Source organism: Aeromonas salmonicida subsp. salmonicida (assembly GCF_001643305.1).
GTDB classification, from domain to species: domain Bacteria; phylum Pseudomonadota; class Gammaproteobacteria; order Enterobacterales; family Aeromonadaceae; genus Aeromonas; species Aeromonas salmonicida.
The window spans coordinates 1-12,936 of the sequence record NZ_LSGW01000002.1; the positions used below are offsets into that span (position 1 = coordinate 1).

At 59.6% G+C, this 12,936-nt stretch carries 14 protein-coding genes and 1 riboswitch; of the genes, 7 read left to right on the forward strand and 7 right to left on the reverse strand.

Going from position 1 to position 12,936, the window contains the following annotated elements:
* The coding region (locus AXW79_RS00400) for an Hpt domain-containing protein (RefSeq protein ID WP_155395619.1) at positions 1-591 on the forward strand (591 nt) is incomplete at its 5' end.
* Positions 592-624: 33 nt separating this feature from the next.
* On the opposite strand, the gene AXW79_RS00405 is transcribed toward AXW79_RS00400, so the two are convergent.
* Positions 625-1,035 (reverse strand): hypothetical protein, encoded by a 411-nt coding sequence (locus AXW79_RS00405; protein WP_005321695.1) that lies wholly within the window; start codon positions 1,033-1,035, stop codon positions 625-627.
* Between the two features lie 132 nt (positions 1,036-1,167).
* Here AXW79_RS00405 and AXW79_RS00410 point away from each other — a divergent pair, with 132 nt between their 5' ends.
* From AXW79_RS00410 to AXW79_RS00420, 3 genes are all read left to right on the forward strand, one after another.
* Positions 1,168-2,841, forward strand: a complete 1,674-nt coding sequence (locus tag AXW79_RS00410) for a sensor histidine kinase (protein ID WP_005321693.1) — start codon at positions 1,168-1,170, stop codon at positions 2,839-2,841.
* Complete coding sequence (locus tag AXW79_RS00415; RefSeq protein ID WP_011898220.1) at positions 2,835-3,566, forward strand: LytR/AlgR family response regulator transcription factor; 732 nt, start codon at positions 2,835-2,837, stop codon at positions 3,564-3,566. The genes AXW79_RS00410 and AXW79_RS00415 overlap by 7 nt, the downstream gene beginning before the upstream one ends.
* Before the next feature lie 109 nt (positions 3,567-3,675).
* Positions 3,676-4,872, forward strand: coding sequence for an L-lactate MFS transporter (locus AXW79_RS00420; RefSeq protein ID WP_005321675.1), 1,197 nt, complete (start codon positions 3,676-3,678; stop codon positions 4,870-4,872).
* A 79-nt stretch (positions 4,873-4,951) separates the two neighbouring features.
* On the opposite strand, the gene AXW79_RS00425 is transcribed toward AXW79_RS00420, so the two are convergent.
* From AXW79_RS00425 to AXW79_RS00440, 4 genes are all read right to left on the reverse strand, one after another.
* Positions 4,952-6,076, reverse strand: coding sequence for a 5-(carboxyamino)imidazole ribonucleotide synthase (locus tag AXW79_RS00425; protein WP_005321672.1), 1,125 nt, complete (start codon positions 6,074-6,076; stop codon positions 4,952-4,954).
* A complete protein-coding gene (gene purE / locus AXW79_RS00430; RefSeq protein WP_005321668.1) occupies positions 6,073-6,567 on the reverse strand; it encodes a 5-(carboxyamino)imidazole ribonucleotide mutase in 495 nt (164 codons plus the stop codon). The genes AXW79_RS00425 and purE overlap by 4 nt, the downstream gene beginning before the upstream one ends.
* A 62-nt stretch (positions 6,568-6,629) precedes the next feature.
* On the reverse strand, positions 6,630-6,932 hold the full coding sequence (locus tag AXW79_RS00435; protein WP_005321666.1) for a P-II family nitrogen regulator: 303 nt from the start codon (positions 6,930-6,932) through the stop codon (positions 6,630-6,632).
* Positions 6,933-6,937: 5 nt separating this feature from the next.
* On the reverse strand, positions 6,938-7,864 hold the full coding sequence (locus AXW79_RS00440; RefSeq protein WP_005321662.1) for a sodium-dependent bicarbonate transport family permease: 927 nt from the start codon (positions 7,862-7,864) through the stop codon (positions 6,938-6,940).
* Between the two features lie 111 nt (positions 7,865-7,975).
* Here AXW79_RS00440 and AXW79_RS00445 point away from each other — a divergent pair, with 111 nt between their 5' ends.
* From AXW79_RS00445 to murI, 3 genes are all read left to right on the forward strand, one after another.
* The gene (locus AXW79_RS00445) at positions 7,976-8,878 is read left to right on the forward strand and encodes a LysR family transcriptional regulator (RefSeq protein ID WP_005321658.1); all 903 of its coding nucleotides are present in this window, start codon (positions 7,976-7,978) and stop codon (positions 8,876-8,878) included.
* Positions 8,879-8,914: 36 nt separating this feature from the next.
* A riboswitch (cobalamin riboswitch) is annotated at positions 8,915-9,092 on the forward strand.
* Positions 9,093-9,144: 52 nt separating this feature from the next.
* Positions 9,145-10,980, forward strand: coding sequence for a TonB-dependent receptor domain-containing protein (locus AXW79_RS00450; protein ID WP_005321654.1), 1,836 nt, complete (start codon positions 9,145-9,147; stop codon positions 10,978-10,980).
* A 116-nt stretch (positions 10,981-11,096) separates the two neighbouring features.
* Positions 11,097-11,888, forward strand: a complete 792-nt coding sequence (murI, locus tag AXW79_RS00455) for a glutamate racemase (RefSeq protein ID WP_005321651.1) — start codon at positions 11,097-11,099, stop codon at positions 11,886-11,888.
* An 18-nt stretch (positions 11,889-11,906) separates the two neighbouring features.
* Here the strand turns inward: murI and AXW79_RS00460 are convergent, their stop codons facing one another.
* Positions 11,907-12,398, reverse strand: coding sequence for an RNA recognition motif domain-containing protein (locus AXW79_RS00460; RefSeq protein WP_005321648.1), 492 nt, complete (start codon positions 12,396-12,398; stop codon positions 11,907-11,909).
* Between the two features lie 304 nt (positions 12,399-12,702).
* Positions 12,703-12,936, reverse strand: a 234-nt coding sequence (locus AXW79_RS23385; protein WP_211271105.1) for a hypothetical protein, incomplete at its 5' end; no start/stop codon positions are given.

A 12,936-nucleotide genomic window follows, 5' to 3' on the forward strand; every position in this document is an offset into this window, starting at 1 on the left:
GAAAACCAGGGGCGATTCAATATGCCTGATATTGACGGGCTGGAATTCACAACCCGTTATCGCCAACAGGAGCATGATGAACGCCGTGAACGTGCCATTATCATCGGTTTGACGGCCGATGCCCGCCAGGAGCAGATCCAGAGGGCGATGGAGGCAGGAATGGACGACTGCTTGTTCAAGCCAGTCAGTCTGGATGAGTTGAGGCAATGCATCTCGATCCACACAACGGGCTATGTTGATACACTACCTGCTGAAATTGCTAATAATATCAATCAAAGACTGGGGCCATTGACGGCAGGTAAGCCTGAAATCGCAGCGCCTTTGTTGATGGAGTTTCTGCGGGCTGCAGATGATGACCTGGCCGCCCTCGCAAAGGCCAGCCAGACAGGGGACAACCAAGCTTTTCTAGCCAATTTACATCGTCTCAAGGGCGGTGCCCGTATCATAGGTGCAGATGGATTGGTCGCGTGCTGCATTGCCTGGGAACAATCTTCCCGATTACCTCTGTGTATGCCAAGTGCCCTTCGACAGGTGCAGCATATGTACCAACAGCTCCAGGAGGGAATTCGCTATTGGGAGAAAATGACGTGAAGGGGGGATTTGCTCCCCTCCATTCAGCTCAAGTCATGAACGCCAGTAGGTAATCAGTTCGTACCCGCTTTCGATGACGCTCTCTGTTTGTTGGGGATGTTGGTGATAGCCAAGGTAATAGTGTTCCGTGATTGGCAGCATTTGATAATGACTGGTTAGGGTCTTGCCGTTGAGGATGACATCAGGGGTTCCGGCTGCCACGTTAATCGCTCTGGCTTTCAGCATGAGCCCTGAATCCGATACGGTTAGTTTGGCGGCCAATACCTGTTCTGCTGGATTGGCGGTGGAGATTACTTGTTGTCCCGGATGCTGCAAGCTGACTGATGATTGACTGTATTTGCTGGCGCTCGCCTGCCAACTCACTGTCTTGCCCACCGCCTGGGCATGGAGGGCGACAGGGGTGAGTAGTGCAGGAAGCACAAGCAGAAAAATGTGTGTTTTCATGATTTACCCTCTCTTGTTTGGGCCCCGAATGGGATCAATTTCTCTATCGGCGCGCATTAGAAAAAGCTTAGACCGACCTTGAGTGGCACAATGCCCAGCTTTGGTTTTTTGTATGCGGGAGAGGTGTGGGTGTTGCTCGAAAATCAGATGATGTTGTTGGCGGTGTTTGAACGGGCGGCGCTGATGCTGATGACCCTGTTCTTTCTGACCCGTACAAGACCGTTCCAGCGGTTGTTCCAGAAGCGTGATCACACCCCGGCCGAGCTGGTGCTGGTCGCCTCCATCTTCGGCCTGTTCGCCGTGTTCAGTACCTACACCGGTATTCCGGTAGAGGGGGCGCTGATCAACGTGCGGATCATCGCCATCATCTCGGGAGGCATACTGTTCGGCCCCTGGGTCGGCATTCCGGCCGGGGTCATCTCCGGCCTGCACCGCTACCTCATCGACATGGATGGCCACACCTCGATCCCCTGTCTCATTGCCAGCATCATCGCCGGTCTGCTCGCCACCTGGTTGCACCTGCGCTGCCGCAAGTCGCGACTCTGGCTCTACGGCATACTGGCGGGCATGTTGTGCGAGGGGCTGACCATGTTGCTGATATGGCTGCTGACCGAACCCCATGAGGTGGGGGTGGAGATCGTCAGCCACATCGCCTATCCGATGATCGCCGGGGCACTCTGTATCGGCCTCATCATCAAGCTGGTGCAGGATCTGGATGACGAGAAGGAGCTGATTGCCGCCAAGCAGGCCAAGCTGGCCCTCGACATCGCCAACAAGACGCTGCCCTTCTTCCAGAAGGTCGATCGCCACTCCCTTGGCCAGGTGTGCGGCGTCATCTGCAACGAGATCCATGCCGATGCGGTGGCCATTACAGATACCCGCGACGTGCTGGCCTACGTGGGGGTGGGCAAGGATTACTACGAGCTGGACGAGCACCATGCCATCAGCGACATGACCCAGCGGGCCGTGTTGCTGGACCAGATCATCATCAACAACGATCTGCGCCAGTATCATTTGTCAGATTTTCACTCTGTCATCATCATTCCGCTGCGGGAAAACGGCGCCGTCAGCGGCACCCTCAAGATCTACTATCGCCGCACCCACAGCATTACCAGCTCGCTGCGGGAGATGGCGGTGGGCCTCTCCCAGCTCATCTCCACCCAGATGGAGGTGTCGCGCATCGAGCAGCTCAAAGAGATGACCCGCAAGGCGGAGTTCACCGCATTGCAGAGCAAGATCAACCCGCACTTCCTGTTCAATGCCCTCAACGCCATCTCATCCTTGATCCGCATTCGCCCCCAGCAGGCGCGCCAGCTCATTGCCAATCTGGCGGACTATCTGCGCTACAACCTCAACAAGGGGGACGAGCTCATCGACATTCAGGAGGAGCTGCAGCAGGTGCGCGATTACATCGCCATCGAGCAGGCCCGCTTCGGCGACAAACTGGAGGTGGTGTTCGAGGTGGACGATGTGCACATCCAGGTACCGAGCCTGCTGTTGCAGCCGCTGGTGGAAAACGCCATTCTGCACGGCATCCAGCCCCGCAGCGCCCCGGGCCGGGTCACCATCGAGGTGAAACAACTGGCGGGTGGCATCCGGGTGGCGGTACGCGATACAGGTTACGGCATCAGTCAGGCGGTGATCGATGGCGTGGCCGCCGGTCGGGTGGAGAGCCGCAGCATAGGGCTGATGAACGTTCATCAGCGGGTCAAGCTGCTCTATGGCGACGGTCTGCAGCTCAGACGGCTGGAGCCCGGAACCGAAGTCTGTTTCTATCTGCCGGATCAGGAGGCGATGCCATGTTGAAAGCCATTATTGTCGAAGATGAATATCTGGCCCGGGAGGAGTTGGCCTATCTGGTGGGCCAGCACAGCCAGATCGAGATAGTGGCGAGTTTCGAGGACGGGCTGGAGGCGTTCAAATACTTGCAGGATCACGAGGTGGACGTGGTGTTTCTGGATATCCAGATCCCCTCCATCGATGGCCTGCTGCTGGCCAAGAACCTGCACAAGTCGAGCCATCCGCCCCACATCGTCTTCGTCACCGCCTACAAGGAGTTTGCGGTGGAAGCGTTCGAGCTGGAGGCGTTCGACTATATCCTCAAGCCCTACAACGAGCCGCGCATTATCAATCTGCTGCAAAAACTCGAGCTGGCGGGCAAGTCTCAGCCGGTGCAGGGGGTCGAGGGGAGCAGCCCGCAGAATCGCACTGTCAATCTGGTGAAGGGGGAGCGCATCATAGTCACCCCCTGCGAGCAGATTTACTATGCGGAAGCGGACGAAAAGCTGACCTATGTCTACACCCGCACCGATCGATACGTGATGAACATGACCATCAGCGAGTTTGTCAGCCGGCTGCCCGCCGAGGGCTTCTTCCGCTGCCACCGATCCTACTGCGTCAACATCAACAAGATCCGCGAGATAGTGCCCTGGTTCAACAGTACCTATCTCATCCGGCTCCATGATCTGCCGTTCGAGGTGCCGGTCAGTCGCAGCAACATCAAGGCGTTCCGTCAGCTGATGCGGCTCTGATTGTCATTCATTCCTGCCGATCTGCATTTCATGCCTTAATCGGCTGGCACGAGCTGCGTCTTGCCTATAGTGGCCTCAATTTCCTTAAGGCCATCGACCGAGACGCATCATGACCAAAGAGATGAATCGCACCCGCTATCTGACCCTGATAGGTACCATCATTACCCAGTTTGCGCTGGGTTCCGTCTACACCTGGAGCCTGTTCAACGCCCAGCTCTCCGACAAGCTGGACGAGCCGGTCAGCCAGGTGGCGTTTGCCTTCGGTCTGCTCAGCCTGTCGCTGGCTGTCGCTTCTTCCATGGCGGGCAAGTTGCAGGAGCGGTTCGGGGTGCGCAATGTCACCCTGGGGGCCGGCGTGCTGCTCGGTATCGGCTTCTTCCTCACCGCCCACGCCAGCAATCTGGCCATGCTCTACCTCTGCGCCGGTATTCTGGTGGGGTTTGCCGACGGTACCGGCTACCTGATGACGCTCTCCAACTGCGTGAAGTGGTTCCCGGAGCGCAAGGGGCTCATCTCCGCCTGCTCCATCGGCGCCTATGGCCTGGGCAGCCTCGGCTTCAAGTACATCAACCTGCTGCTGCTCTCCAACAACGGCCTGGAAGCGACCTTCCAGCTGTGGGGATTGATCGCCATGTCCATGGTGCTGGTGGGTGGCATGCTGATGAAGGATGCACCCAAGCAGGCCGCTTCGGCGCAGCAGACTGAGAGCCGTGATTTCACCCTGGCCGAGGCGATGCGCAAGCCGCAGTACTGGATGCTGGCGCTGATGTTCCTCACCGCCTGCATGAGCGGCCTCTACGTCATCGGCGTGGCCAAGGATATCGGCGAGAACATGGTGGGTCTGTCGACTGCGGTGGCTGCCAATGCGGTCGCGGTGATCGCCATGGCCAACCTGGGTGGTCGACTGGTGCTGGGCATTCTGTCTGACAAGATGTCCCGCATCCGGGTCATCACCATAGCCCAGCTGATCACCCTCGGTGGCATGGGATTGCTGCTGTTCGTGCCGCTCAATGCCAACCTCTTCTTCGTGGCGGTGGCCTGCGTGGCCTTCAGCTTCGGCGGTACCATCACAGTCTACCCCTCCCTGGTGAGCGACTTCTTCGGTCTCAACAACCTGACCAAGAACTATGGCGTCATCTATCTGGGCTTTGGTCTGGGCAGCATCATAGGCTCCATCGTGGCCTCCCTGTTCGGCGGCTTCATGGCGACCTTCAACCTGATCCTGGTGCTGATGGTGGTTGCCCTGGTGCTCTCCCTGACCATCCGCTTGCCGGCGCCTGTCGCGGTATCTGTCGACAGGGCCTGATCCCTCATTCCATTGTGATGACAGCATGAAAAAGAAGACCCGGGCTTGGCCCGGGTCTTTGCATTCAAGGGAGTGCAGCTCAGGGTGGGGGCAGCCCCAGCAGGCTGCGCACATGGCGGCTAGTATCTTCCACCGTGGGCCAGTCACGGCCTGTGATGGTGACATGACCCATCTTGCGGCCGGGGCGAGCCTCGCCCTTGCCATAGAGATGCAGGTGTACTCCGGGCAGGGCCAGCACCCCTTCCCAGTCTGGTGTACCCCCGTGCCAGAGATCCCCGAGCAGATTGAGCAGGATGGCGGGCCGCACCTCGGCTTTCTCGGGCAAGGGGAGATCGCACAGGGCGCGCACCTGCAACTCGAACTGGCTGCACTCGGCATTGTCGAGGCTGGGGTGACCCGAGTTGTGGGGGCGGGGCGCCATCTCGTTGACCAACAGCCGCCCTTCCACCAGAAAAAACTCCACCGTCAGCACACCGACGTAGTCGAGCACCGCGATCAGCCGCTCGGCGATATCTTTCGCCTCAGCCTCCAGCGCAGGGACATTTGCCGGGGAGCGGGTTTGATCGAGAATGCCGCCACTGTGCCAGTTCTGCACCAGAGGCAGGGCGCTGATGGCACCGCTCGGGCTGCGGGCCAGGGTGAGGGCAAACTCCCCCTCCAGCGGCAGGCGTTTTTCCAGTACGCAAGGTACGCCGCTGGCGGTCAGCGCGCTTGCCAGCTCATCCAGATTGCCGACCTGCCACTGGCCCTTGCCGTCGTACCCCTCGCGGGCGGTCTTGAGGATGGCGGGGAACAGCGCGCTGGCCTGTGCGGGGATGGGATCTCCCGCCAGCAGCGCCAGATGGGGGGCGACCGGGATGTCAGCCCCGCGCAGAAAGGCCTTCTCCTCGCGCCGATCCTGACAGATGCGCACCGCGCTGGCGGCTGGCCGCATCGGTTTTTGTTTTTCCAGCAGGGCGAGAGTGGCGGCGGGCACGTTCTCGAATTCGCAGCTGATGGCGGCGCAGCGGCTGGCCAGATCGTGCAGAGCGGTCTGGTCGTCATAGGGGGCGACAATATGGTGATCGGCTGCGGCACCGGCGATGCTGGCGGGGTCGGGATCCAGCACCACCACCTTGTAGCCGAGGCGGTGGGCGGCCATCACGAAGTAGCGGCCAAGCTGGCCGCCGCCGAGCATGCCCAGGGTGGCGGGTGGCAGTATCATGCCGGGTCCTCCAGTTGCAGAGCCAGCACCCGGTCACGCTCGTTGGCGCGGAAGTCGTCGAGCTGTTGCTGGTAGCGGGGGGCATCGCCATCCAGGGTGACTGACAGCAATGAGACAGCGAACAGGGCGGCGTTGGCGGCCCCCGCCTCGCCGATGGCGAAGGTGGCGACCGGCACCCCCTTGGGCATCTGCACTATGGAGAGCAGGGAGTCCATCCCCTTGAGGTGGCGCGAGGGGATGGGTACCCCCAGCACGGGCACAGTGGTCTTGGCGGCGACCATGCCCGGCAGATGGGCGGCGCCGCCGGCCCGCAGGCCGCGATCGCGGGCACTGGCTGCATACTCGAACAGCAGGTCCGGGGTGCGGTGGGCCGAGACCACCCGCGCTTCGTAGGGCACGCCGTGCTCCTTGAGGATGCGGGCGGCAGCCTGCAGCACGGGCCAGTCGGAGTCGGAGCCCATTACCAGGCCGATCAGGGGAGGGGTGTTCATTTTTCTGGTTCCTTGCTGTTAAACGTTTGCTTTCGGTAAACAAAAAGAGCCGGCAAGCCGGCTCAGAATTTCTCGGGTCGCACGATTTCGACCGGTTGCAGAAAAGCGATCATGGCGTAGTCGGGGTAGTAGCGACTCTGCAGGTGGGCCAGCAGTCGTTCCGCCTGCTCGCGGCTGCAAATCGCCTCCAGCCTGATGTTGCCGCTCTCGCTCCAGCTGGCGTTGCGCTCGCCGTGATCGCCTCGTCCGCGTGCATCCGTGATGGTGTAGCCCCGCAGCCCTTCCCGGGTCAGGGTGCGCAGCAGGGTGGGTTCCAGATTTGCTTCCGTGATGACGGTCAGCAGGGTACGGGTCTCGGTCTGCATGATGGCTACTCCGTGAAGTGGCGGGCCCAGCTGTGGTAGAGCGGGATCCCCAGCATGATGTTGAAGGGGAAGGTGACGCCCAGCACGGCGCTGAGGGACAACCCCGGGTTGGCCTGGGGCACGGCGATGCGCAAGGTTGCTGGCACGGCAATATAGGAGGCGCTGGCCGCCAGGGTGGCCAGCAGGGTGAGTCCGCCAAGGGAGAGCCCCATCAGCTTGCCGACCGTCAACCCCAGTCCTGCCGAGGCGAGCGGCATCAGCAGGGCGAAGCCGAGCAGAAACAGGCCATGGCGGCGCAGATCCTGGCACTGGCGTGCCACTATCAAACCCATCTCAAGTAGGAAGAGGGCGAGTGCCCCTTTGAACAGATCCACAAAAAGGGGTTTGAGGGGGGCTATGCCTTGCGGCCCGGCCAGATAGCCGATGGCCATGCCACCGAGCAGCAGGGTCACCCCCTTGCCGAGGAAAGTTTCATGGGCCAGCATGCGCCAGCGGGTCTGGCGGCTCACCCCGCGCGCCAGCATTATGCCCACCAGGATGGCCGGGATTTCCATCACAGCTAGGAAGATGGAGAGCTGAGATTCGAAGCTGATGCCGCGCTCGGTGAGCCAGTTTACCCCGACTGCGAAGGTCGCCACGCTGACCGAGCCGTAGTGGGCTGCGGTGGCGGCGGCATCGATCCGGTTCATCTTGATGCGCAACAGGGCAAAGCCTGCCAGGGTTTGCACCACACCGAGCAGTATCACCAGGGCGAGTTGTGGCAGCAGTGGCAACAAGGATTGCTGGGCCAGGCCGACACCGCCTTTGAGGCCGATGGCCAGCAGCAGGAAGAGGGAGAGGGTGTCATAGAGTGCGGGGGGCAACTTGAGCTCGGATCGCACCAGACCGGCCAGCAGGCCAAACAGGAAAAAGAGTACAACAACATCCAGCATGAGGGGTCGCAGGAGGCAATTCACAGGGTGCTTGCATGCTAGAGTGCATGATGCTTCGATAAAATCAGATTTTGATTGATGATTGTTCGGCAAAAACTGATAGGAACCCGGATGCTCAACTACAAACAACTCTATTACTTCTGGCATGTGGCGCGCAGCGGCAGCGTGACACGGGCCGCCGAACAGCTTCATCTCACTCCGCAAACCATCAGTGGTCAGGTCGCGGAGCTGGAGTTGTCTCTCGGGGTGGCGCTGTTCAGCCGGGAGGGGAGGCGGCTCGTCTTGACGGCTGCGGGGCGCCAGGCACTTGAGCAGGCAGGCGCCATCTTTTCGCTGGGTGCCGAGCTGGAACACACCCTGCGCCACGCCAGCCAGGAGCTGACCATGCAGGTGGGGATTGCCGACTCAGTGCCCCGTACTCTGGCGTTTGAGCTGCTGGCACCGGCCATGGCGCTGGCGACGCCGGTGCGGCTGATCTGCCATGAAGAGCGGGCCGAGCAGCTATTCAGCGAGCTGGCCAGACACAAGCTGGATATGGTGCTGATCGATCGCCCACTGCCACCAGATAGTGGCGTACGTGGCTACAACCATGAACTGGGACGCAGCCCGCTGGCACTGTTTGCAAGTCCGGCGCTGGCGGCTCGTGCCCGTTCGGGGTTTCCCGCCTCTTTGGAAGGGCTGCCGCTGCTTATCCCCGGCGAGAAGTCGGCGACCCATGATCGGTTGCTGGCCTGGTACCGCCAGCAGGGCATACATCCCCATCTGGTCGGCCAGTTTGACGACTCTACCCTGATGAAGTCGTTCGGCAAGGCGGGCATGGGGATCTTTCCCGCGCCCCTTGCGATGCGTGACGAGATTGAGCGCCTCTATGGTGTCGAGCGGATTGCCACCTTGCCCGAGGTCACGCTCTCCTATTATCTGGTCTCTGCTGGCCGTCACCTCTCCCATCCCGGTGTACAGGCGGTGATGGAGGGAGCCAGGCAGCGGCTGGTAGAGCTGGAAAAGCAGAAATAGAAATCTGGATGGCTATACATCCAATCTGGCTCTGCCTATAATCCCCTCCGCTTTGGCGCATCATGCTTAATAGGGAATCCGGTGAAAATCCGGAGCTGGCGCGCAGCGGTAAGGGGGAACGAAGCGACATCAGGGCACTGCCGTCAGGTGGGAAGCCGTCGCCGTAGGCCATCAGCCCCCCAGCCCGAAGACCTGCCAAAGTTCGTATTTCGGGCCGAGAGAAACCGGCCACGAAGTAGATGCTTACGCGAACTTAAGGATCTCTCATGTCCAAGACATTATTGGTGGCTGCCCTGTTGCCAACGGCGGCCTTCGCCCAGACGACCATCGCCGTCAATCCTACCCTGGTGATCACCGCCAATCGGGTGGAACAACCCATCAGCTCGGTACTGGCACCCGTTGTGGTGATCGATCGCGCCGAGATCGAATCCCGTCAGGTGCAGAGCCTGCCAGCGCTGTTGAAGACGTTGCCAGGTGTGCAGATCACCACGCTAGGTGGGCGAGGGCACATGAGCAGCCTGTTCATCCGCGGTACCAACTCCAACCATTCGCTGGTGCTGATGAATGGACGCCCCATCGCCGCCATGGTGGCCGGCACACCAGACCTCAGCCAAATTCCGCTTGGCAACATAGAGCGCATCGAGTACATCCGTGGTCCGCGGGCTGCTGTCTATGGCGCAGATGCCATCGGTGGCGTCATCAACCTCATCACCAAAACTTCCGCCAAGAATGGCAGCGAGACCCATCTGAAGGGTGGTGTGGGCAGCAATGGCTACGGCCAGGGTCAGGTGCGTACCGTGCAGGCCCTGGGTCAGCAGACCGACATGAATATGATGATCGGCTACGAGCGTACCGATGGTTTCGATGTGGTGGCCAATGCCCAGCAGCCGGATCGGGATGGCTTCGACAGTCTGAACGGCCAGTTCGGGCTGAATCATGGGTTCAGTGATGCCTGGAGTGGAGACTTCAACGCCCAGGGTTATGATAACCAGACCGAGATGGATGATGCCTATCAGTCGGCCGATCAGAGCCGGGTACAGGCCTTCCAGTATGATGGCGGTCTCAAGTTCCAGAGCGAGACGCTGACCAGCCGGCTTGAGGCCAGCTATGGCGAGAACAAGCTGAAGAGCTGGCTGGAGAGCAAGGGGGAATCCAGCGCCCAGCCGATCCACACCGGCTTGACCCGCTTCTCCTGGATCAACAGCTGGAGCGGCGTTGAGGGGCTCAACCTGACCGGCGGCGCCGACTGGCAGCAGGAGCAGTTGAAATCCGACTCGCGCAGTTCTGGCCTGGCGTTCAATGCCCCCGATCGCGACAATACAGGGTTGTTTGCGGTGGGCAGCTACCGCTGGCAGGCCCTGCTGTGGGAGCTCTCTGGCCGTACCGATGACAATGAGCAGTATGGCCGTCACAATACCTGGTCTGCCGCCAGCGGGCTGGACATAGATGACAACCACAATGTACGGCTCAGTTATGGCACCGGCTTCAAGGCGCCGACCTTCCTCGACCTCTACTATCCTGGTTATGAGAATCCGGATCTGAAGCCGGAAGAGAGCAAGAACCTGGAGCTGGGCTTTGCGGGCCGTTATACCGGTTGGGACTGGTCGCTTAACCTCTATCGCAACAAGATCCAGAACCTGATCGCCTGTCAGAGTGCGTTCTCCACCTGCAAGCCGGACAACACGGATGCCGAGATCCGTGGCGTGGAAGTGGCGCTGGGTCTGGAAACCGGTCCGATCCATCATGACCTGAGCTTCGATTACACCCGGGCCGAAGACAAGAACGATGGAGATCAGCAACTGCTGCGCCGCGCCAAGCAGAAAGCCAGCTGGCTTACCCAGGTGCAGTTGGGCCCGGTCGATCTCTCCACCGAGCTGCTCTATGTGGGCAAGCGGGATGACAAGAACTTCAGCAGCTTCCCTGCAGAGCGGGTGGAACTGGGTTCCTACACCCTGATCAATCTGGGGGCCAGCTATGGGGTAACGCCTCAGCTCACGCTGGGTGGCCGTATCGACAACCTGTTCGATCGCGACTATGCCCCGGCCTATGGCTATGCCTCTGCGGGTACCGAGTTCAAGCTGACGGCGGACTACCGTCTCTGATCGCCAGCGCTGCTATATATAGAAGAGAAAAAGCGAGGCCCTGCCATTGGCAGGGCCTTTTCTATTGGCGGCAGGCGGGAGTATGATCGCTGCCTTGCACCAAAGGGGGAGGTCAGGTGGCCAATATTCTAGTGTTCGACTCCGGCATGGGTGGCTTGACCATCTATCGCGAGATCCGCCGTGCGCTGCCGGCACACAACTACTTCTATTGTTTTGACAACGCCAACTTCCCCTATGGTGAGCTGAGCGAGTCAGCGTTGATTGCTGCCTGCACCCGTCTGGTCAGTCACATGGTGGCCGAGCATGTCATTGATCTGGTGGTGATTGCCTGTAACACGGCCAGCACCATAGCCCTGCCATCCTTGCGTGCCGCCCTGACCATTCCGGTTGTCGGCGTGGTGCCTGCCATCAAACCGGCTGCCGCCCTGACCCGCAATGGGTGTATCGGCCTGCTGGCGACCCCGGGCACCGTCAGCCGTGAATATACTCATCACCTCATCGCCCAGTTTGCCCCGGGCAAGCGGGTGTTGCTCAAGGGCGCGACTGAACTGGTGATCGAAGCCGAGCACAAGCTGGCGGGACGGCCGGTAAACATGGCGCTGTTGCAGGAGGTGCTGACGGACTGGATGGAAGGAGAGGAAAGGCCGGATACCCTGGTGCTGGGTTGCACCCACTTCCCGCTGCTCAATGATGAGATCCGGCAATTGATGCCAGGATGTCAGTTGGTGGATTCAGGGAGTGCTGTGGCAAGACGGGTGGCACATCTATTGGCTACCGTGGCTGAGCAGCCTTCGCAAGCCGTGGTGCAGGCCAGGGCATATTGCACCCGACTGGATGCACAAGCCCAAAAATTGACAGCCCCCTTGCAAGCTTGGGGGCTGTCATCACTCGAAGAGGTGCAGTACTAACTCGTGACCGCTAGGGGATCAGGCATCGACTTCGCTGCCTTCTCTCTCATCTTTATCCCGCTTGTCGTTGGCTTCACGTACCTTGAGGGTACGCTGCTGATACTCCTTGTCATTGAGCACGGCGATGGCCTTGGCGGCATCGGCGGCTGGCATCTCCACAAAACCAAACCCTCTGCGTTTGCCGGTGGCCTTGTCCTTCATCAGACGGACAGAGATCACCTGTCCCTGTTCGGCAAACAGTTCACGCACGGCAATCTCGTTGGCGCGATACGGCAGGTTGCCTACATATAAGGTGCAAGTCTCTTGACCGGAGGCCAGCTCGCCTGCGGCGGCTGGTGTCCGCTTAAGGAACAGCGGCACGATGAAACCACCGATGGCCAGACCCACAGCAAAAATCACTTCGGCTTTCAAAGAAAACTGCAGAGCCTGGGCAACCAGATAACCAACCAGCGCCAACACCAGGGCAAGGATGGCAGCCTGCACATAAACGGGAAACTTGGATAAATTCATCTTTAAAGACCTTTTGTAAATGAAAGCAAAAAAGGTGCAACACTCTATTCACCTCCATGGTAACCAGCTTTCCAGCCGGGCGCTACCATGGACCACTTGGGACACATTATCCGTTCCAGTATGGCATTCCCCAATGGGGGAAGGCGCACTTAAATGACGATAAAACAGGACTGAAATCATCAGGTTGTGGATAACACTGTATATATACACTGAGTAAGCTGTTTCTAATTGGATAATTTGAAGTTTCCGTGACTTTCTTCAAAAAAAGCCTTGTCATCGTGATCACGCTCCCTATAATGCGCCCCTACCAGCACGGCGGAACACGCCGAACTGATGAGCCAGCTTCCTTGCGAAGCCGGCGCCGAAAGAAAAGCGAAAACAACCGCTTGACTTTCGAAGTGAGGAGCGTAATATGCGCCTCCTCAACGCGACAAGCGTGACGCTCTTTAACAATTTGAATCAAGCAATCTGTGTGGGCACTCACAGCATCGAACATCAAACAATTTTGTTGATTTTCAATGTCTGGTGAAGTGACCAA

Bases quoted from the DNA above. Each gene is read 5' to 3' on its own strand.
- AXW79_RS00405 (WP_005321695.1), bottom strand. From the start codon at position 1,035: ATGAAAACACACATTTTTCTGCTTGTGCTTCCTGCACTACTCACCCCT.
- AXW79_RS00415 (WP_011898220.1), top strand. From the start codon at position 2,835: ATGTTGAAAGCCATTATTGTCGAAGATGAATATCTGGCCCGGGAGGAG.
- AXW79_RS00420 (WP_005321675.1), top strand. From the start codon at position 3,676: ATGACCAAAGAGATGAATCGCACCCGCTATCTGACCCTGATAGGTACC.
- AXW79_RS00425 (WP_005321672.1), bottom strand. From the start codon at position 6,076: ATGATACTGCCACCCGCCACCCTGGGCATGCTCGGCGGCGGCCAGCTT.
- purE (WP_005321668.1), bottom strand. From the start codon at position 6,567: ATGAACACCCCTCCCCTGATCGGCCTGGTAATGGGCTCCGACTCCGAC.
- AXW79_RS00435 (WP_005321666.1), bottom strand. From the start codon at position 6,932: ATGCAGACCGAGACCCGTACCCTGCTGACCGTCATCACGGAAGCAAAT.
- AXW79_RS00440 (WP_005321662.1), bottom strand. From the start codon at position 7,864: ATGCTGGATGTTGTTGTACTCTTTTTCCTGTTTGGCCTGCTGGCCGGT.
- AXW79_RS00445 (WP_005321658.1), top strand. From the start codon at position 7,976: ATGCTCAACTACAAACAACTCTATTACTTCTGGCATGTGGCGCGCAGC.
- AXW79_RS00450 (WP_005321654.1), top strand. From the start codon at position 9,145: ATGTCCAAGACATTATTGGTGGCTGCCCTGTTGCCAACGGCGGCCTTC.
- AXW79_RS00460 (WP_005321648.1), bottom strand. From the start codon at position 12,398: ATGAATTTATCCAAGTTTCCCGTTTATGTGCAGGCTGCCATCCTTGCC.